The organism is Crossiella sp. CA198 (assembly GCF_052078295.1).
Lineage (GTDB): Bacteria > Actinomycetota > Actinomycetes > Mycobacteriales > Pseudonocardiaceae > Crossiella.
On sequence record NZ_JBQJIM010000024.1, the window covers coordinates 64,679 to 82,528 of the forward strand.

18 protein-coding genes and 1 other RNA gene are annotated in these 17,850 nt (G+C 68.9%); 11 read left to right on the plus strand and 8 right to left on the minus strand.

Features of this window, described 5'->3' with window-relative positions:
* Window positions 1-4: 4 nt before the first annotated feature.
* Window positions 5-742: a response regulator transcription factor gene (locus ACTOWY_RS33730; protein WP_441313753.1), complete on the minus strand. Its 738-nt coding sequence runs from the start codon at window positions 740-742 to the stop codon at window positions 5-7.
* A 135-nt stretch (window positions 743-877) separates the two neighbouring features.
* On the opposite strand from ACTOWY_RS33730, the gene ACTOWY_RS33735 reads away from it, so the two are divergent.
* Window positions 878-1,885: an SMP-30/gluconolactonase/LRE family protein gene (locus ACTOWY_RS33735; RefSeq protein WP_441313650.1), complete on the plus strand. Its 1,008-nt coding sequence runs from the start codon at window positions 878-880 to the stop codon at window positions 1,883-1,885.
* 1 nt (window position 1,886) lies between these two features.
* Here ACTOWY_RS33735 and ACTOWY_RS33740 read toward each other — a convergent pair whose 3' ends face one another.
* Window positions 1,887-3,590, minus strand: a complete 1,704-nt coding sequence (locus ACTOWY_RS33740) for an ATP-binding protein (RefSeq protein ID WP_441313651.1) — start codon at window positions 3,588-3,590, stop codon at window positions 1,887-1,889.
* A 251-nt stretch (window positions 3,591-3,841) separates the two neighbouring features.
* Here ACTOWY_RS33740 and ACTOWY_RS33745 point away from each other — a divergent pair, with 251 nt between their 5' ends.
* Both ACTOWY_RS33745 and kstD read left to right on the plus strand, forming a co-directional pair.
* Window positions 3,842-5,029: a hypothetical protein gene (locus tag ACTOWY_RS33745; RefSeq protein ID WP_441313652.1), complete on the plus strand. Its 1,188-nt coding sequence runs from the start codon at window positions 3,842-3,844 to the stop codon at window positions 5,027-5,029.
* Between the two features lie 108 nt (window positions 5,030-5,137).
* Window positions 5,138-6,790: a 3-oxosteroid 1-dehydrogenase gene (gene kstD, locus ACTOWY_RS33750; protein WP_441313653.1), complete on the plus strand. Its 1,653-nt coding sequence runs from the start codon at window positions 5,138-5,140 to the stop codon at window positions 6,788-6,790.
* Window positions 6,791-6,794: 4 nt separating this feature from the next.
* Here the strand turns inward: kstD and ACTOWY_RS33755 are convergent, their stop codons facing one another.
* The gene (locus tag ACTOWY_RS33755; protein ID WP_441313654.1) at window positions 6,795-7,379 is read right to left on the minus strand and encodes a TetR/AcrR family transcriptional regulator; all 585 of its coding nucleotides are present in this window, start codon (window positions 7,377-7,379) and stop codon (window positions 6,795-6,797) included.
* A gap of 91 nt (window positions 7,380-7,470) precedes the next feature.
* Between ACTOWY_RS33755 and ACTOWY_RS33760 the strand changes: the two genes are divergently transcribed.
* Together ACTOWY_RS33760 and ACTOWY_RS33765 are read left to right on the plus strand one after the other, a co-directional pair.
* Window positions 7,471-8,100 carry an NAD(P)-dependent oxidoreductase gene (locus ACTOWY_RS33760; RefSeq protein ID WP_441313655.1) on the plus strand — a complete coding sequence of 210 codons (630 nt, stop codon included), beginning with the start codon at window positions 7,471-7,473 and terminating at the stop codon, window positions 8,098-8,100.
* A complete protein-coding gene (locus tag ACTOWY_RS33765) occupies window positions 8,097-8,906 on the plus strand; it encodes an SGNH/GDSL hydrolase family protein (RefSeq protein ID WP_441313656.1) in 810 nt (269 codons plus the stop codon). Before ACTOWY_RS33760 ends, ACTOWY_RS33765 begins: the two co-directional genes overlap by 4 nt.
* On the opposite strand, the gene ACTOWY_RS33770 is transcribed toward ACTOWY_RS33765, so the two are convergent.
* A complete protein-coding gene (locus ACTOWY_RS33770) occupies window positions 8,869-9,453 on the minus strand; it encodes a TIGR03086 family metal-binding protein (RefSeq protein WP_441313657.1) in 585 nt (194 codons plus the stop codon). The two genes, ACTOWY_RS33765 and ACTOWY_RS33770, sit on opposite strands and share 38 nt — an antisense overlap.
* Before the next feature lie 61 nt (window positions 9,454-9,514).
* On the opposite strand from ACTOWY_RS33770, the gene ACTOWY_RS33775 reads away from it, so the two are divergent.
* From ACTOWY_RS33775 to ACTOWY_RS33785, 3 genes are all read left to right on the plus strand, one after another.
* Window positions 9,515-10,258: an AraC family transcriptional regulator gene (locus ACTOWY_RS33775; RefSeq protein ID WP_441313658.1), complete on the plus strand. Its 744-nt coding sequence runs from the start codon at window positions 9,515-9,517 to the stop codon at window positions 10,256-10,258.
* Between the two features lie 64 nt (window positions 10,259-10,322).
* On the plus strand, window positions 10,323-11,183 hold the full coding sequence (locus tag ACTOWY_RS33780; RefSeq protein WP_441313659.1) for a tetratricopeptide repeat protein: 861 nt from the start codon (window positions 10,323-10,325) through the stop codon (window positions 11,181-11,183).
* A 735-nt stretch (window positions 11,184-11,918) separates the two neighbouring features.
* Window positions 11,919-12,251, plus strand: a complete 333-nt coding sequence (locus ACTOWY_RS33785; protein WP_441313660.1) for a helix-turn-helix domain-containing protein — start codon at window positions 11,919-11,921, stop codon at window positions 12,249-12,251.
* Window positions 12,252-12,586: 335 nt separating this feature from the next.
* On the opposite strand, the gene ssrA is transcribed toward ACTOWY_RS33785, so the two are convergent.
* Window positions 12,587-12,958: a transfer-messenger RNA gene (ssrA, locus tag ACTOWY_RS33790) on the minus strand.
* A gap of 148 nt (window positions 12,959-13,106) precedes the next feature.
* Between ssrA and ACTOWY_RS33795 the strand changes: the two genes are divergently transcribed.
* Together ACTOWY_RS33795 and ACTOWY_RS33800 are read left to right on the plus strand one after the other, a co-directional pair.
* Complete coding sequence (locus tag ACTOWY_RS33795) at window positions 13,107-14,375, plus strand: sensor histidine kinase (protein ID WP_441313661.1); 1,269 nt, start codon at window positions 13,107-13,109, stop codon at window positions 14,373-14,375.
* Complete coding sequence (locus ACTOWY_RS33800) at window positions 14,363-15,004, plus strand: response regulator transcription factor (RefSeq protein ID WP_247756019.1); 642 nt, start codon at window positions 14,363-14,365, stop codon at window positions 15,002-15,004. The genes ACTOWY_RS33795 and ACTOWY_RS33800 overlap by 13 nt, the downstream gene beginning before the upstream one ends.
* Here the strand turns inward: ACTOWY_RS33800 and ACTOWY_RS33805 are convergent.
* The gene (locus ACTOWY_RS33805) at window positions 14,990-15,601 is read right to left on the minus strand and encodes a TetR/AcrR family transcriptional regulator (protein ID WP_441313662.1); all 612 of its coding nucleotides are present in this window, start codon (window positions 15,599-15,601) and stop codon (window positions 14,990-14,992) included. The two genes, ACTOWY_RS33800 and ACTOWY_RS33805, sit on opposite strands and share 15 nt — an antisense overlap.
* An 89-nt stretch (window positions 15,602-15,690) precedes the next feature.
* Between ACTOWY_RS33805 and ACTOWY_RS33810 the strand changes: the two genes are divergently transcribed.
* On the plus strand, window positions 15,691-16,443 hold the full coding sequence (locus tag ACTOWY_RS33810; protein ID WP_441313663.1) for an SDR family NAD(P)-dependent oxidoreductase: 753 nt from the start codon (window positions 15,691-15,693) through the stop codon (window positions 16,441-16,443).
* A gap of 15 nt (window positions 16,444-16,458) precedes the next feature.
* Here the strand turns inward: ACTOWY_RS33810 and ACTOWY_RS33815 are convergent, their stop codons facing one another.
* Both ACTOWY_RS33815 and smpB read right to left on the minus strand, forming a co-directional pair.
* Entirely contained in the window at window positions 16,459-17,346 is an 888-nt protein-coding gene (locus ACTOWY_RS33815; RefSeq protein WP_441313664.1) for an amidohydrolase family protein, read from the minus strand.
* Window positions 17,343-17,819, minus strand: a complete 477-nt coding sequence (smpB, locus tag ACTOWY_RS33820) for an SsrA-binding protein SmpB (RefSeq protein ID WP_441313665.1) — start codon at window positions 17,817-17,819, stop codon at window positions 17,343-17,345. The genes ACTOWY_RS33815 and smpB overlap by 4 nt, the downstream gene beginning before the upstream one ends.
* Window positions 17,820-17,850: the final 31 nt, after the last annotated feature.

The following is a 17,850-nucleotide window of genomic DNA, read 5'->3' on the forward strand; positions in this document are numbered from 1 at the left end:
GCCGTCAGCCCTTGGCCGGGCGCAGCGTGTAGCCGAAGCCGCGCACGGTGTGGATCAGCGGCGGCCCCTCGGCGTCGACCTTGTGCCGCAACCGGGAGATGAACTTCTCCACCACCGCCGCGTCCCCGCCGAAGTCGTACTGCCACACGTGGTCCAGGATCTGCGCCTTGGACACCACCCGGCCGGTGTTGACCAGCAGGTAGCGCAGCAGTTTGTACTCGGTCGGGGACAGCTCCAGCTGCCGCCCGGCCCGGTGCACCTCGTGCGCCTGTTCATCCAGCACCAGCTCCCCGCAACGCAGTGCCGCGGACTCCTCCTGTCCGCCCCTGGTGCGCCGCAACACGGCCTGCACCCTGGCCAGCACCTCGGCCACGCTGAAGGGTTTGGTCACGTAGTCATCGCCGCCGAGGGTCAGCCCGCGCACCTTGTCCTCGGTGGAATCGCGCGCGGTCAGGAACACCACCGGCAGCCTCGGCCGGTCCAGCCGCAGCCTGCGGCACAGCTCGAACCCGTCGGTGTCGGGCAGCATGATGTCCAGGATCAGCAGTTCGGGGTTGCCGCTCTCGGCGGCCCGCACCGCCTCGGCCCCGCTGCCCGCGGTGAGCACGTCGTACCCGGCCAGCCGCAGCGTGGTGGCGAGCAGCTCGGTGATGTAGGGCTCGTCGTCGACCACGAGCACCTTGGTCCCCGCAGTCGCGGCCATCGCGTCCAGGCGCATCGCTCCGCCACCGCTTCCCGTCATCGACACCGGTCAAGGCTGTCACGACAACCCATCACCCTGACTCCCGACAGACCGTAGCCTGACCGTTTCCTGACGACCCCGGAATTGGCCTTCCGGCTCTGGCGTGGTCTGAACCAGCTGGAAAGGATGCTGGCCATGAGACGACCCGCCGCACTGGCCTTGGCCACCACGCTGCTGCTCACGGCCACCGCGACCGCCGTTTCCGCCGCCCCGGAAGCCCCCGCGAGCCCGCCCGCCCCGGCGAGCCTGCCCGCCCCAGCCACCCTCACCGCTCCCACTTCCCCCGCTGCCCCGGTCACCTGGCCCATCGGCCCCCGCCCGGAAAGCGCTGTCCAAGCCTGGCAGGGCCGCGTCTACGTCTCCGTCCAGGGCGAGGCCACCCCCGGCCGCGGCGACGGCGAGATCCGCACCCTCGACCCCGCCACCGGCCAGGTCAGCACCTTCGCCACTGGGCTGGACAACCCCCGCGGCCTGGCCTTCACCGGAAAGTTCCTGATCGCCACCGACTTCACCCGGGTGTGGCAGATCGACCGCACCGGCGCCAAGCGCGTGCTGGCCGAGTCCACCGCCTTCCCGCACCCGGTGGCCGCGCTCAACGACGCCGTCGCCGAACCCGGCGGCCAGGCCGTCTACGTCACCGAGATGGGCGCCCGGGAGAAGATGCGCGACCCCGGCGGCGCCCTCTGGCCGGTGGACAGCCCCCAGGCCCTGGACATCCCGGCCCGCGCCCGCGTCTACCGGATCTCCTTGTCCGGCAAGGTGACCGAGGCCGCCGCCCCGTCCCGCCGCACCCTGATCCACAACGGCATCGCCCTCGGCAACCGCCCCGGCACCCTGCTCGCCGCCGAGTTCTTCTACGGCAACCTGACCGAGATCGACCTGCGCACCGGCCGCCAGAGCATCCTGGCCACCGGCTTCCGCGCCGCCGACGGCATCGAACAGGCCACCGACGGCACCCTGTACGTCTCCAGCTACGACCAGGGCTCGGTGTGGCGGGTCGACCGCGACGGCGAGAACCCGAGACTCCTGCTGTCCGGCCTCGGCTCGGGCGGCACCGCCGACTTCCTGCTGGACGAGCGCGGCAAGCGGCTACTCATCCCGGACACCACCCGCGGCACCGTGACTGTGCTACCGATCGGCTGAGTCACACCAGGCGGTAGTGACTGCCCCGGCGGCCGCGACCGCCCTCCAGGGTCACCACACCCTCCGCGCGCAACACGGCCAGGGTGTACTGGGCCTGCCGGTAAGTCAGCCCGGTGCGCTCCAGCAGTTCGTTCATGGTCAGCGCGCCACTCCGCAAGGCGGTCACCAGGGCGACGGCGGGTCCGGACCTATCCCCCAGATCAACTTCGGGCGGCACCACGGTCGGGATTCGGCTGGCGAGCCGGTACACCCGCCCGCCGCGTTCGCCGTGCGCCTCGGCCAGACCGGCCTCCACCAGGCCACCGAGGGTGCGCCTGGCATCCCTGGAATCCATCGGAAACGCCGTCCGCAGCGACTTGTTCGTCCAGCCTGCGCCCTGCCGCATGGTGGCGAGCACGTGCCGCTGCACATCATTGATCTTGCGGCCCTCGGTCACCGCGCCGAGCCACTCAAGATCGTCAGACCCGAGCAGCGAATGGCTGGGCATCCGCACGGTGAACCGGATGCCCTGGTCGTGGAACCGCGGCGGCACCATCCCAGCCTCACGCAGGGTGCGCAGGACCGTGGGAATGCCGGTCGCCAGTGCCTCGACCACCCGCAGCTCACCGGCGTAACGCACGTTCTGACAAATCCGCACCAGCATCCCGTTGCGCGCCGAAGTCACCCCGGTGGTGCCCAGTCGGGCGGCGGTCAGTCCCCAGAGCCCACCCGGGTTGGACAGCACGAGCTGATCGTTCTCCAGCCGCAGGGTGATCGCCTCGCCCAGCGCGTACGGTCCCAGATCCCGGTGCACCAACGCATTCGACAACAACTCGCGCACCGCCTCCGGCGGATACTCGGCCTCGTCACGACCATGGCCGTCAGCGCCGAACCGGATCCGGCTCCGCGCGTTGCGGGTGACCCAGCGCAACGCCTCGTCCAGCATCATCGGCAACGGTCCGTCAAAGCGGACCGGGTCAACCGCGCGGGTACCGGGAGGATCAGCGGGCCCGGGTGCCACACTGGCCTGGATGACCAGGTTCGGGAAGTACTGCTGCGGATAGGCGCCCAGCGCCAGCAACCCGGCCACACTTGGTACCCGGCGTCCCTGCTCGTCCAGCACCAGCACCCCGGTCCGGAACAACAACTCCTCCGGCTCGAACCGGCGCAACGCCATCGAGGTGGCCAGACAGGACTCGGTGTACGACTCGATCAGATCCGGTGCCAGGTCCTCCCGTGCCGCGGCCGCCACCGGCTGCTGGTCAAACCTGGGCGTCTCCCGGTTGGCCAGGAATGCCTGTTCCTCCAACTCGGAGAGCTGGTAGTCCCCGTCATAGCCACGCAGGTACGCCTTGCCGGTCGCGCTCACCCGGCAGGGCCGCGCCGACCCTGGCAGCTCGTTGATCTCGGCCACTACCAACTCGACACCCTCGAACTCCAGTGTCGTGCTGGCGACCGTCAAGGGCGGCACCACGGACTTGCGCGCCGCCGCGGCCAGCGCCTGCTTGCACTGCACCACGTTGTACACACCCCTGGCCGCGAACCCCTGCCCCTCGTCCAGCCCGAAAATGACCAGGCCACCACCGGGAGTGTTCCCGAAGGCGGACAGCGTCGGTACCAGGGACCGGGGAAACCCACCCGCGGCCCGCTTCACCTCCACCTCGGCGAGGTCGCTCCCTTCTCCCCGAAGCTCGGTGACCAGCTCCACCAAATCCACAAGGTCCACCCGGCAAATCTACAACACCCATGTTGATTTGGAGATTCGCCCCCCGCAGCAGGCTGGTAGCCGAGCGTAGTAGGATTTCCGCCGGAAAGGATCACCAAGGCGGTTCACGCTCGCCTGATCCAGACGTCTGAACCCGTGTTGAAGACGTCGTATTGGCTGGACGAAGGTTCTCGGAATCGCGTGCGAGGTTCGTGCTGCCCGACAACGCTCGGCAGGTCGACACGGGTGGTCTGCCGCGGTGGGAGTTGGGTATGACCCGGGACCGAGCCCGGAAGCGGGCCGCACGCGCGTTGCGCCACAACGTCGGTGGTTCCTATTCGGCAGCACACTGGGCGTTGACCGACCCCAAGCAGGCCCGCGCGGCGGATATTCACCGCCGACTGGCCAACGCACTACGAGCCTTCGGATGGCCGGTGGAAACCGACATCCTGCCCGAGTTGGGCGAGTACCGCTGCTACAGCGGCCCAGCCACCCTCGCGATCGAGACCGAGCAACAGGAGTGGCACCCGCTCAGCGCCAACTTGATCCTGTCTGCACACGCTCCGCTCATGCACGAAGCACCCGATGAGCTATGGGCGTATGCCGACGCGGATCAGCCGATCGCCAACCTGGTGAGCTGGGCAAACCAGGCGATCGCCCAGGGTCGCCGGCAGGCCCTCAGCGCCACGCCAGGCAACCACACCGAATGTGACATCTGCGGTGATCACTATCCGCAAACTCACCTACTCGGGGTCAGTGACAGCGCAGAAGACCAGCAAGGCGGATTCTTCAGCTTCTGCCCCTCATGCATGTTCGACACCGACATCGGGAAACGTTGGCGTCCAGAGATCTTGTCGCATCACCTCGACGAGTTGCTGTACGACCAATTCGCCGCCCCGGCAGGCTGGAACGCGATCATCGCTCTGTTTGCCTGCGCAGCGGCACCCGACTGGCGACGTGACCTCCAGGCACTCTGGCACGGCAACGGCATTCTGCCGCTGCCCGCGACTCACTGGTCCACACCGGAGCAGCTCTGGCTCTGGCTGCCGGAGGCGTCCACCCGCCCCGCAGCCTTGCGCCATCTCGGCTGCGGAGCCTCCCTGGGCGCCGTGATGAACGCAATCGATCAAGCCTTTCCCGCAGCCCGTCAACAAGCCACACACCGGCTCAACCGCGAGTGGGCCGAGAACGCACAAGAGTGGGACGGCCCGCCGGACATCGATCCCATCACCTTCCTGAACCACATCTGGCCAGCCTCGATCGCCTACCTGATCAGCTTCCACACCCAGAGCCAGGAACGCGCCGAGCATCGATCCCCATGGCACCTCTGGCACTCGCTCGAACTCGACCTTGGCCGGTTCGACACCATGGGCCGCTCAGACGACGACCTCAGCCTGGAAGCGACCTTGAGGCACAGCATCGATGTTCTTGCCTCCCTACTCAAGATCGATGTCAGTTGAACACGTTCTACTTCAGTCCCAACAACTTCCTTCTTTTGGCAGAACACAGACACCTCGCAAAACTATAACCTGTTCCACATTGACCCCTAGCTCCAACGGAGGGCGGCGATGGCGGAGTTCGACGTGGTGGTGGTCGGTGCCGGAGCCGCGGGGATGACCGCGGCCCTCACCGCGGCCAAGCGTGGATTGCGGACCGTCGTACTGGAGAAGGCGGCGGTCTTCGGCGGGTCGATGGCCCGCTCGGGCGCGGCGATCTGGATCCCGAACAACGAGGTGCTGCTGGCCGCGGGCGTGCCGGACACGCCGGAGAAGGCCGCCACCTACCTGGCGCACGTGGTCGGCGACATCCCGATCGAGCGCCAGCGGGCCTACCTGTCCAACGGCCCGGCGATGCTCTCCTTCCTGCAGCGCAACAGCCCGCTGAAGTTCACCTGGATGGAGGGCTACTCCGACTACTACCCGGAGTTCCCCGGCGGGATCCCCGCCGGCCGCTCGATCGAACCGCAGATGATCGACGGCCGGATCCTGGGCGCGGAGCTGGCCAACCTCAATCCCCCTTACATGGCAACGCCGCCGGCCACCGTCGTCTACGGCGTCGACTACAAGTGGCTCACCCTCATCGCCCGCCACCCCCGCGGCGTGGCCACCGCCAGCACCATGGTCGCCCGCGGCATCGCGGCCGGTCTGGCCGGCCAGAAACCGCTGACCATGGGCGGCGCGCTGGCCGGTGGGCTACGCGCTGGCCTGATGACCGCCGGGGTCCCGGTCTGGCTGAACACCCCGCTGGTGGACCTGCTGGTGGAGAACGGCCGGGTCGCCGGCGTGATCGCGCAACAGAACGGCGCCCAGATCCAGGTCCGCGCCCGGCGCGGGGTGATCGTCGGTTCCGGCGGTTTCGAGCACAACGAACGTATGCGCAAGGAGTATCAGGAAGAACCCATCGGGACCGCCTGGTCCGTGGGCGCCAAGGCCAACACCGGCGCCGGAATCGAAGCGGGCCAACGGATCGGGGCCGCCACGGACCTGCTCGACGACGCCTGGTGGGGCCCCGCGATCCCGCTGCCCGAGGGCCCGTACTTCTGCCTGTCCGAACGCACCCTGCCCGGCCGCATCCTGGTCAACGGCGCGGGCAAGCGGTTCGTCAACGAGGCCGCGCCCTACAGCGACGTCGTGCACGTGATGTACGAGAAGGACCAGCCCGGCGCCTCGCACATCCCAGCCTGGCTGATCACCGACCAGCAGTACCGGAATCGCTACCTGTTCAAGGACATCGCGCCCCTGCTGCCGCTGCCGCAGGCCTGGTTCGACAGCGGCGCGATGGCCAAGGCGGACAGCATCGAGTCGCTGGCCGCCCGGATCGGCATCCAGCCGGTGCTGCTGCGCGAGACCGTCGACCGCTTCAACGGCTTCGCCCGCGCAGGCCGCGACCTGGACTTCAAGCGCGGCGACAGCGCCTACGACCACTACTACGCCGACCCCACCAACACTCCCAGCGCCTGCCTGGCCCCCATCACCCAGGGCCCCTTCTACGCGATGAAGATCGTCCCCGGCGACCTGGGCACCAAGGGCGGCATGCGCACCGACGCCCGCTCCCGGGTGCTGCGCCCCGACGGCTCGGTGATCCCTGGCCTGTGGGCCTCCGGCAACTGCACCAGCGCCGTGATGGGCCGCAGCTACGCAGGCGCGGGCTCGACCCTCGGCCCCGCCATGACCTTCGGCTACATCGCCGCCCACGACATCGCCGACACCCCGGCCCGCTGACCGGTCATTTCCCCAGCCCGGCCAGCAAAGTTCCCACCAACCGCTCCGCCACCTGATCCAGCGACTCCGCGTGCTCGACGAAGTGCCCGAGGAACGCGTGCTGCATGCAGGCCCCGGTCAGCAACTCCGCCGCCGCCACCGGATCAACTCCCGCCGCCAGCCGCCCACCCGCCTGCTCCGCGGCCAGGTACCCGGCCACCGCCTGCCCGATGAACTGCGGTCCGTTGCCCCGTTCGCGCAGCACCGCCCGATGCGCCGCGAACAGCTCCGGCTCGGCGAACAACGAGGCCGCCATCGGGAAGGACTCCCCGAAGAACACCAGCATCGCCCTGGTCAGCTCCACCAGCGTGCCCCGCACCGCACCGGCCCCGGCCCGCTCGGGCAGCGCGGTCAGCCGCGCCAGCAGCTCCCCTGGCACCCGCTCGCCCAGCACCGCGAGGAACAGCTCAGTCTTGCCCGCGAAGTGCTTGTACAGCGCGGCCTCGGACAGCTCGGCCGCCTTGGCGATCTCCTTGGTGGTGGCCCGCGCCAGGCCCTTGGTGCGCAACACCGACGCCGCCGCGTCCAGGATCCGGCCCCGAGTACTCACACATCCTCCGCTCACCGCCGACGGTTGACAGGTTAGTGAACACTCACCCACCATAGTAGTTAGTGAGCACTCACTAACCATTGGGGAGTCCATGAACATCACCGTCTTCGGTGCGTCCGGCCGCACCGGCGAACACGTCGTCCAGCAGGCACTCACGGCAAAGCACCAGGTCACCGCGGTGGTCAGAAACCGGGCCAAACTCCAGCTGCACCATCCCGCGCTGACCATCGTCCAGGCCGACGTGCTCGATCCCACCGCCATCACCGAACACCTCATCGGCCGCGACGCGGTCATCTCCGCCCTCGGCGCAGGCAACCTGAAACCCACCACGATCTGCGCGGACAGCGCCGAGTCCATCCTGCGCGCGATGCCCAAGGCAGGCGTCCGCAGGCTGGTCGTGGTCAGCACCTCCGGCGCCACCACCGAAGGCGACGACCCCTTCACCCGCTACCTGCTCAAACCCATCCTGAACCGCGTTTTCCGCCACCCCTGGGGCGATATGCGCCGGATGGAAGAACTGATCATGGCCAGCGACACCGACTGGACGATCGTGCGCCCACCCCGCCTGACCAACGCCCCGCACACCGGCGTCTACCGCATCGCCAACGGCCGCAACATCCCCGGCGGCAACAGCATCCCGCGCGCCGACCTGGCCGACGCCCTGCTGCACGCCCTGACCGTTCCGTCGACCGTCGGCACCGCCCGGACGGTCGCGACATGAGAAAACCCTTGCGCCGCACCCTGATCGCGCTGGCCGTGAGCACCGCGGTGCTCACCGCCGGCACCGCCGCCCTGGCCTACGCGGCCTTCCTGCGCGCACCGGAGAACTCCCCGTCCGCCTACCAGAACCGAGGGAAAGACCCCTCGGTGCGCCAGGTCCTGCTCGCCGCGGGTTCGAGTTCCACCCGCGGCACCCTCAGCACCGACTGGGTAGGCGCCGTGCGCACCCGGCTCGGCCCGGCGACCGCGGTGATCAACGCAGGCGTCAACGGCGACACCACCACCGACCTCCGCCACCGCCTGGACACCGACGTGCTGGCCTGCCAGCCCACCGCGGTAACCCTGCTCATCGGCGGCAACGACGCCCGCGACCAGGTCCCGCTGCCCACCTTCAAGGACAACCTCACCGACATCCTGACCCGCCTGAAACCAACCAGGACCGCGATCCTCTCCCTCCCACCCCAGGGCGAAAACCTGACCTCCCAGGCAAACCAGGCCCTAACCCCCTACAACCAGGCCATCAAGGACCTGGCCGCCCAGCACAACATCACCTACCTCCCCCTCAACGAAGCACTGACCACCCTGCTCCGCGAACACAACGGCACCCCCACCGCCCAGGACTTCACCTTCCTGGACACCTTCGGCATCGCCATCCAGCGCTACCTGCTCGGCCGCTCCTGGAACACCATCTCCACCACCAACGGCCTGCACCTGCTCACCGACAACCTGCACCTGAACGACCGCGCGGGCGAGGTGGTCACCACCCTGGTCACAACCTGGCTGTCCACCCCGGATCCCGCCCGGTAAGCCCCAAAACCCGGTCCACTGTGGACGCAGACGAAGACACCACAACCTCCGCCCCATAAACCCCCATCTCCCGCCCCTGCTGCGCGGTCATGGACACCTGCTCGTACAGGAACCCCACCAACCCCGCATCCCACTCCACCACCTGCCCAGTGGCCCGAGCCAAGTCCCACCCATGCACCACCAACTCGGCCACCACCATGCCCCCGACAACAGCGGCAGGCATCTCATCAGGACCACCCATCCAGGTCACCCCCTCCCAAGCAGAACCCCGGCTCCACACCGCGACAGTCCGACCAACCTGCTCCCCCAACGCACTCGCCCATCCCTCCCCCACCAGGTCGACCTCCCCTTCCCCCGCCGCGGGCGGTGGCACGGATTCCTTCCGCCCAGCCCCCTCCAACGAGGGCCCCCAGAACAACAGATGGTTCACCAACCCCCGCACGTCGTACTCCGAACAAGGCGTCGCCAGCCCCAACGACTCCACCCGCAGATTCCGCACAACCTCGGCCAACGGCGCACCCACCAGCGCCATGTGTTCAGCAGACATGCCCCCAACCTAGGCACGCCCAGCCCCCGCGTATTGAACAAACGCGACATAAAATCGCCTCGTGCCAAGGGACCCACGCGAACTGGCCAGCGCCTGGAAGAACTTCCAGCGCCACACCTACACGGCCCCGTCCCCCGACCTGGCCCCCTACGTAGACCAGTACTGGTCAGTCACCTGGGACTACCCCGAGCCCTACCAACAAAAAATCGTCCCCCACCCCCACGTGCACCTGACCTTCCAGGACAACAACGCCACCATCAACGGCGTCCACACCCACTTCCACCACAAACTCCTGGCAGGCAACGGATCCGTCTTCGGCATCCGCTTCCGCCCCGGCTGCTTCCGCCCCTTCCTCAACCACCCCATCTCCACCATCACCGACAAAACCCTGGACGCCACAACACTTTTCGGCCCACCCCCAGCAGCCCCGACAACAGTGGAAGCCGCCGAAACCTACCTACGCCAACACCTCCCACCCCCAGATCCCCGCGCCCAAGAAGCAGCGGCAATCGTCAACACCATCGCCACCACCCCCACCCTGTCCCGGGTAGAAGCGGTAGCCCAAGCCCACAACACCACAGTCCGCCAACTACAACGCCTCTTCGCCGACTACGTAGGCGTGGGCCCCAAATGGGTAATCCGCCGCTACCGCCTACACGAGGTAACCCAACGCCTCACCACCGGCGACCAGATCAACTTCTCCACCCTCGCCACCGACCTCGGCTACGCCGACCAGCCCCACTTCACCCGGGATTTCAAGTCCCTCTTCGGCGAACCCCCCACCACCTACGCGGCCCGCTACTGACTGCCGCTGGTCAGGGCACAGCCGTCCGCGGGGCTAGGCTTCGGGGGAGATTGCGGGTGAATGCATGAGCGAGCCTGACATAGGCCTACTGAGTCGTCGCGCCACCGAACTGCTCGACGACGACACCACTGATTGGCGCCCGCACCAGCGGGCGATCGAGATTCTCGAACAGGCCGTCGCTGAGGGTGAACCCGAGGCGGCACGGCTGCTGGCACGCGGTTACCTCGAACGCGGACAACTGGTCGAGGCACACGAACTACTCGCCCCACTGGTGGCGGACGGACGCATCGACCTCGCCGGCGCACTGGCCAATGTGCTGGCCGATCTCGGTCTGACCGACGATGCCGAGCACGCCTACCTGGTCGCCACCGGCGGAGGCGACAGCGAGGCGATGAACAACTTCGCACTGTTCTTGGCCGACCAGGGCCGGTTCGCGGAGGCGGTGACGATGTTCGAGCGCGCCATCGCGGCCGGTGACATGCTCGCCCCGGCCAACCTGTCCCGCACCTACCTGCACGATCTGCACGACATCGCCGCCGCGCAGGCGGTAGCCGAACGTCACCTCACCGCGGACGCGCCGACGACCTACTGCGCGTTGGCCGAGGTCCGTGCTGAGCTGGGCCACCTCGATGAGGCGGAGCAGTTGCTGTGCACCGCTGTCGAACTGGGCGCCCCGCAGGCGCACATCGACTACGCGAGTTTCCTGAGTCACCGCCGATCCGACCCTGCCGCCGCCGAGCGCGAGTATCGGCTGGCCGGGGAGCTGCACGAGCCCTCGTGGGGTTATCACCTTGGCGCGTTCCTGCTGGAACACGGCGAGGATGACGAGGCAGCCCAGGTGCTCGAACTCGCCGCCTACTGGGGCAGCCTGGACGCGCGACGGCTACTGGACACCGAGTTCGAGTTGGTGATCGACCCCGCCTGAGCGGCCGGCGCCCGGGTGGCCGCGGACAGCCCGATCCGGGTCTCCGCAGGTCAGCGGCCCCGGCGCGTCGCCAGAGCACACCTTCATCACCCGTCCGAGCAAATCTATGCTGGCCGGGGTAGACATTCGATGCTGGCTGTGGGTAGTGTTCTGCCCAGCACAAGGAAAGAAAACGTCTGACAGCACGGGAGATGACGAACTACCCGTGACGCAGGAGCAAGACGGCCAGGCGTACCGGAGCCAATTTTGGGACGGGGTTCCGGTAGCTGGCCAGGGAACGCAAGAGGGATCGACGCGGGAGATGACGTACTACCCGCGAGCAGTTGTTGGACGGTCAGGTGCGCCAGAGCCGATCAGCAAAAGGGGTTCTGGCGGGTGACCAGCGGCATCAGGTGCTGGGACCGAGTCAGGTGAGGGGTTCCAGACGTGATCGCCGCGAGCGGACAAGCAGGACAGTCAGATAGCAGTACAGGCCAGTTAATCAAAGCAGAAGGGAAGGGTTACCCACCGCCGGATCGCCCGCTGTCGGCTGTTATGCGCCACGCGGGTACCGCAGTCCCATCGGAATGGAAGGTGATCTTCGGTTACGCATATGCGATCCCCGCGGATTCAGCCTCTCGGGCGGGTCACGCGGATAACGGAAGCCGATCTTACGGTCGGTTGATGGTGATAAAACCCAAACCCCTGGAGCCCCGGCGCTATCAGCGCCGGGGCTCCTCGTGATGCGGAGGTGCAATGATTCCTAACCAGCGAGAAACGGCCGGAGCAGGCGCGGCCGACAAGTTCGACGATGATCATTACCCGGCCTACACCATGGGCCGTGCGGCGGAGATGCTGGGCGCCTCCGCGAGCTTCCTGCGAAGCCTGGACGAGGCCAAACTGATCGAGCCGCAACGCTCGACCGGTGGCCATCGCCGCTACTCCCGCTACCAACTGCGCATCGCCGCCCGGGTGCGGGAACTGGTTGATCAGGGCACCGCCTTGGACGCGGCCTGCCGGATCATCAGCCTGGAAGACCAACTCCACGAAGCCCGCCGCGAAAACGCCGAACGAGGCGACCACCCCTAACCACCCCGGCGACTTCTCAACACCGCCGAATCCCGTCAGCTCGACTTGGCCCGCACACACCGGGCTAGTTGGCTGCGAATGACTGCGGTATAGCCAGCCGCTGGTCCGAGCATCGGGCCAGCGGCCGCCTGAGCGCGATTTTCCGAAAGCTTGAGAAAAAGGGTTTGGGGCCAAGCCCACAACCAGCCCCAAGCGACCAGCCCAAGCAACTCGCACCGGCGATGGGGGTCCGGGGGCGCAGCCCTCCGGCTGGGGGCCTGGGGGGCTCGGCCCCCCAGAGCAATGACGACACCGAGCCCCGCCCGCAGGTCGTCCGCGGGCAGGGCTCGGCCAATCGGTGGAGGTGCCGGGAATCGAACCCGGGTCCTCTGCCGCTTCGACAGGACTTCTCCGTGCGCAGTCTGCTCTGTCTCTACTCGGCCCTGTTGATCACACAGACAAGTTCAACATGACGGGCCCAGCCACTGTGGGTTTCCCCGTTGCTCCCCGTGACCGGGAACGCGGGTAAGTCTCCTAGCTGATGCCGGACACCGGGTCGGAGACGCACCCGGGCCGACAGCTTCACTCTTACCGTCAGGCGGCGAGAGCGAAAGCGCGCTGATTGTTGTCGGCGCTTGATTTTTTTGCAGCGACGCTTGCGGTGGTCATCTGCCTGCACCGGCACGCTTCCCCTGCCTAAACGTCCAGAGTCGAAACCGTTCACCCCCGTGGGTTGTGGATGTGCCTGCACAGAGGATAACGCTTCGGGCGGCGCTGGTCATTCCGGTTCCTCCTGGCGGGGTGGGGACAGCCCTACCCCCAGGTGACGGGGTCGCTCCATGGCCGTCAGCGGGGGTGATGCAGCAGGCTTGCGCCATGACGGAGACCACCGCCCCGAGCCGGATCGGCGGCAGCCTGAGCAGCGCTGCCCGCTCGGCGCTCTACCTGCTGTCCGGGTTCCCGCTGAGCCTGTTCTGGTTCGTGCTGTTCGTGACGCTGCTCTCGGTCAGCGCGGGCACCGCGATCATCTGGGTGGGCGTGTTCCTCTTCTTCATCACGCTGTTCATCGCCCGTGGCGCGGCCGGCCTGGAACGCCTGTGGCTGGGCATCGTGATGGGCCACGAGGTCTCGCACCCCTACCGGCCGCTGCCGGCAGGCGGGCCGCTGGGCAAGCTCAAGGGGATGATCACCGATCCGGCCAGCTGGCGGGATCTGGCCTTCCTGGTGGCGTTGTTCCCGGTGCGACTGTTCGGCTTCGTGTTCGGGCTGCTGCTGGTGACGCTGCCGCTGTCCTTCCTGGGCGCGCCGTTCTGGTACTGGACGGTGCCCGGCGGCATCCAGGTCAACCTGGGCATCGACTGGAGCATCGACACTCTCGGTGAAGCGCTGCTGGCGGTGCCGATCGGACTGCTCCTGGCAGTGCCCTGCGTGGCCGGGCTGCGCGGGCTGGGCTGGATGTACGCCCAGCTGGCCGCCGGTCTGCTGCGGCCGAGTTCGGTGCGGGCGCTGGCCACCGAGGCGACCGAGCTGCGGGCCAGCCGGGCCCGCGGGGTGGACGCGGCCGAGGCCGAGCGCAGGCGGATCGAGCGGGACCTGCACGACGGGGCGCAGCAGCGGCTGGTCTCGGTGGCGATGGAACTCGGGCGGGCCAAGGCCAAGCTGGACTCCGATCCGGCGGCGGCCAGGGTGCTCATCGACGGCGCGCACAGTGAGGCCAAGCAGGCCATCGCGGAACTGCGTGACCTGGCCCGCGGCATCTACCCGGCGGTGCTCGGCGACCGCGGCCTGGACGCGGCGCTGTCCGCGCTGGCCGGCCGCTGCCCGGTGCCGGTGCACGTCTCGGTGGAGCTGCCGCAGCGGCCGCCGACGGTGGTGGAGAGCACCGCCTACTACATCGTGGCCGAGGCGCTGACCAATGTGGCCAAGCACGCCAAGGCGGTCACGGTCGCGGTGACCGTGCAGCGGCACGGCGACCGGGTGCTGGTGGAGATCTACGACGACGGCCGGGGCGGCGCCACCGCGGCTCCGGGTGGTGGGCTGGCCGGGCTGGCCGACCGGGCTGCCACCATCGACGGTGTGCTGACCGTGGACAGCCCCGAGGGCGGGCCGACGAAGATCCGGGCGGAGTTGCCGTGCACGTGGTGATCGCGGAGGACTCGGTGCTGCTGCGCGCGGGCATCGAGCGGCTGCTGGCCGATGAGGGCATCCGGACGGTGGCCACCACCGCCGACGGCGCAAACCTGCTGGACCTGGTCACCGAGCACCAGCCGGACCTGGCCGTGGTGGACGTGCGGATGCCGCCGACCTTCACCGACGAGGGCCTGCGGGCCGCGCTGGCGGTGCGCGAACGCCATCCCGGGTTCCCGGTGCTGGTGCTCTCCCAGTACGTGGAGGAGCGCTACGCGGTGGAGCTGATCGGCGGCGGCGCGGCCGGTGTCGGCTACCTGCTCAAGGAGCGGGTGGCCGATGTGGCCGAGTTCGTGGACGCGGTCCGCCGGGTGGCCGGTGGCGGCACCAGCATCGACCCGGAGGTCATCGCCCAGCTGCTCGGCCGCCGCCGCGATCCCCTGGAACAGCTCACCCCGCGCGAGCGGGAGGTGCTGACGCTGATGGCCGAGGGCAACTCCAACCTGGCCATCGCCAAATCACTGCAGGTCTCCGACGGCGCGGTGGAGAAGCACATCGGCAACATCTTCGCCAAGCTCGCGCTGGAGCCCACCCCGGACGAACACCGCAGGGTGCGGGCCGTGCTGACCTACCTAGGCCACCACTGACCAGCTGCGCAGCGCGGCGAGGGCCCCGTCCAGCGCGGCCGCCAGCGGGGCGTGCGAGCGCATGCTCTGACTGAGCAGCTTGCCGCCCTGCAGGGCCGCGAGCAGCACCAGCGACAGCTGTTCCGGGTCGGCCTCGGCCCGCAGCAGCCCGTTGTCCCGCATCCGGACCAGCCCGGCCAGCAGGTAACCCCGCCACCGCTCCATGTGCCCGTGCAGTTCGGCCGCGAGCTTCTCGTCATTGCCCGCGACCTCGGCGGCCACCGCGCCGATCGGGCAGCCGAAGTGCGGTTGCCCTGCGTAGTGCGCGAGCACCGCGTCCCGCCAGCCGTCCCAGTCCGCCCAGGTGTCCAGGCGATCCAGCCAGGGCCGCTGGGCCTCGACGAACCGCCCGCTCTGGAAGCCCGCGATGGCGCCGACCAGCTCGGACTTGCCGCCGGGGAAGTAGTGGAAGAGCTGGCTCTTACTGGTGCCGGTGCGCTCCCGGATGTCGTCCAGGCTGGTGCCGCCGACGCCGTGCGCGAGCAGCAGGTCCGCCGCCGCCTCGACTATCCGGGACCGCGTGGCCGCACCTCGCGCGGTGAGGTTTGCCGAGGTCATGTGCCCTACCCTACGCGCTCTGGACCGTGCGGTCCACTTCTGTGCTAGCTTCTGGACCGTACGGTCCACTCCGTTCGGAAGGATCCGCCATGCGTTTGGCGAACAAGACCGCCCTGGTCACCGGTTCCACCAGCAATCTCGGCCGCGCCATCGCGCTGGCCTACGCCGCCGAGGGCGCGCAGGTGCTCGTCACCGGCCGCGATCCCGGCCGCGGCGCGGCCGTGGTCGCCGAGATCCAGGCCGCGGGCGGCCGGGCCGATTTCCTGGCCGCGGACCTCAGCGGCTCGCCACAGGCCGCGCGCGAGTTCGCCGCGCAGGCCACCGAGGCGCTGGGCGGCCGGATCGACATCCTGGTCAACAACTCCGGCGCGATCGGCGGCCGCACCACCACCGGCACCGACGAGGCCGCCTTCGATCAGGTCTTCGGGGTCAACGTGAAGGCGCCGTTCTTCCTCACCGCCGCCATCGCGCCCGCCATGGCCGCCCAGGGCGGCGGTGTGATCATCAACCTGGGTTCCTGGGTAGCTCGCCTCGGCATCCCGATCGGCGCGGCCTACGCGGCCTCCAAGGGCGCGCTGGAGACCCTCACCCGGGCCTGGTCCGCCGAGTTCGGCCCGGCCGGGGTGCGGGTGAACGCGATCTCGCCGGGCGTGGTGCACGCCGACACCGAGGGCCACCCGGCCGCGGCGATGATGAAGGGCACGCCCTACGGCGCGATCGGCAGGCCGGAGGCGATCGCCCAGGCCGCGGTCTACCTGGCCAGCGCGGACGCGGCCTTCGCGCACGGCACCGTGCTGGACGTGGACGGCGGCCGGCTCGGCGTGGCGGTGCTGGCGGGCTGAGTCAGCGCGGGCCGGTCAGCGGCCGAGCAGCTTGGCCGGGGTGTCGTGCAGGACCGCCCGCAGGAAGTCCGGCCCCAGGTCCTCGGCCCAGCCCGCGATGGCCCGCAGTTGCTCGCTGTACTCGTACGGAATATTCGGGAAGTCGGTCCCGAGCGCGATCCGGTCGCCGAACTCGGCCAGTCGCGCGTTCCAGTCCGCGGGCAGCGGCGCGCCTTCCACGGTGAAGGGCACCCCGACCATGGTGGTGTCCAGGTGCACCCTCGGGTAGCGGGCCACCAGGTCCAGCGCGCCCGAGTAGTCCGGCAGGCCGGCGTGCGCGAGCACCGCGGTCAGCCGAGGATGCCTGCGCAGCACCTGCTCGAAGACCTCCAGCCCGGTGAACCGGCCGGGCAGCGGCCCGTGTCCACAGTGGATCACCACCGGCACGCCGGATTCGGCGATCAGGCCCCACACCTTGTCCAGCAACGGATCCGCCGGGTCGTAATCGCCCACCTGCACATGCGCCTTGAGGCAGCGCACGCCCTGCGACAGCGCCCGCGCCAGGTAGTCCGCCGCGCCCGGCTCGGGGTAGAAGGTGCCGGTGCGCACCGCCTCCGGCACCTGCTCGGCGAACCCGGCCGACCACTCGTTGAGCCAGTCGGCCATGCCGGGCTTGTGCGGGTAGACCAGCGGCGCGAACCCGATCACGCCGAATCCGCGCAGCAGCTCCACCCTGGCCTGCTCGTCCACCCGGTAGGTCACCGGCCATGGCGTGCCGTAGTGCTGCGCGGCCGCGTCGAAGTAGGCCCACACCTTGGCCAGCACCCGCTCCGGCATGAAATGCACGTGCAGGTCGACCAGTCCGGGCAGCCCGAGCCCGCGTACCCAGTCGCGGATCTGCCCGTCGCCGCCCGGCCCGGTCACCACTTGCCCTTGCGGATCCGGCCCGCGACCTTGGCCACCTCGCGCTGGGCGTCCCGCTTGGCCAGGTCGTGCCGCTTGTCGTAGGCCTTCTTACCGCGAGCGAGGGCCAGTTCGATCTTGACCTTGCCGTCGTTGAAGTACATCGACAGCGGCACCAGGCTCAGCCCGCTCTCCTTGAGCTTGCCGATCAGGCGCTCGATCTCCCTGCGGTGCAGCAGCAGCTTGCGGTTGCGCCGAGGGGTGTGGTTGGTCCAGGTGCCCTGGAAGTACTCCGGGATGTGCAGGTTCCGGAGCCACACCTCGCCGTCGTCCACGGTGGCGAAGGCGTCGACCAGCGAGGCGCGGCCGAGACGGAGGCTTTTGACCTCCGTGCCGACCAGCACCACGCCGGCCTCATAGGTGTCCACGATCGCGTAGTCGTGCCGAGCCTTGCGGTTCGACGCGATCACCTTGCGACCAACTTCTTTGGGCATGAGACGACCTTACGTACGGAGAAAACCCATT

Coding starts and splice junctions, on each gene's coding strand:
- ACTOWY_RS33770 (WP_441313657.1), bottom strand. CDS start 9,453: ATGTCTGCTGAACACATGGCGCTGGTGGGTGCGCCGTTGGCCGAGGTT.
- ACTOWY_RS33785 (WP_441313660.1), top strand. CDS start 11,919: ATGATTCCTAACCAGCGAGAAACGGCCGGAGCAGGCGCGGCCGACAAG.
- ACTOWY_RS33745 (WP_441313652.1), top strand. CDS start 3,842: ATGACCCGGGACCGAGCCCGGAAGCGGGCCGCACGCGCGTTGCGCCAC.
- kstD (WP_441313653.1), top strand. CDS start 5,138: ATGGCGGAGTTCGACGTGGTGGTGGTCGGTGCCGGAGCCGCGGGGATG.
- ACTOWY_RS33760 (WP_441313655.1), top strand. CDS start 7,471: ATGAACATCACCGTCTTCGGTGCGTCCGGCCGCACCGGCGAACACGTC.
- ACTOWY_RS33795 (WP_441313661.1), top strand. CDS start 13,107: ATGACGGAGACCACCGCCCCGAGCCGGATCGGCGGCAGCCTGAGCAGC.
- ACTOWY_RS33810 (WP_441313663.1), top strand. CDS start 15,691: ATGCGTTTGGCGAACAAGACCGCCCTGGTCACCGGTTCCACCAGCAAT.
- ACTOWY_RS33780 (WP_441313659.1), top strand. CDS start 10,323: ATGAGCGAGCCTGACATAGGCCTACTGAGTCGTCGCGCCACCGAACTG.
- ACTOWY_RS33805 (WP_441313662.1), bottom strand. CDS start 15,601: ATGACCTCGGCAAACCTCACCGCGCGAGGTGCGGCCACGCGGTCCCGG.
- ACTOWY_RS33730 (WP_441313753.1), bottom strand. CDS start 742: ATGACGGGAAGCGGTGGCGGAGCGATGCGCCTGGACGCGATGGCCGCG.
- ACTOWY_RS33735 (WP_441313650.1), top strand. CDS start 878: ATGAGACGACCCGCCGCACTGGCCTTGGCCACCACGCTGCTGCTCACG.
- ACTOWY_RS33765 (WP_441313656.1), top strand. CDS start 8,097: ATGAGAAAACCCTTGCGCCGCACCCTGATCGCGCTGGCCGTGAGCACC.
- smpB (WP_441313665.1), bottom strand. CDS start 17,819: ATGCCCAAAGAAGTTGGTCGCAAGGTGATCGCGTCGAACCGCAAGGCT.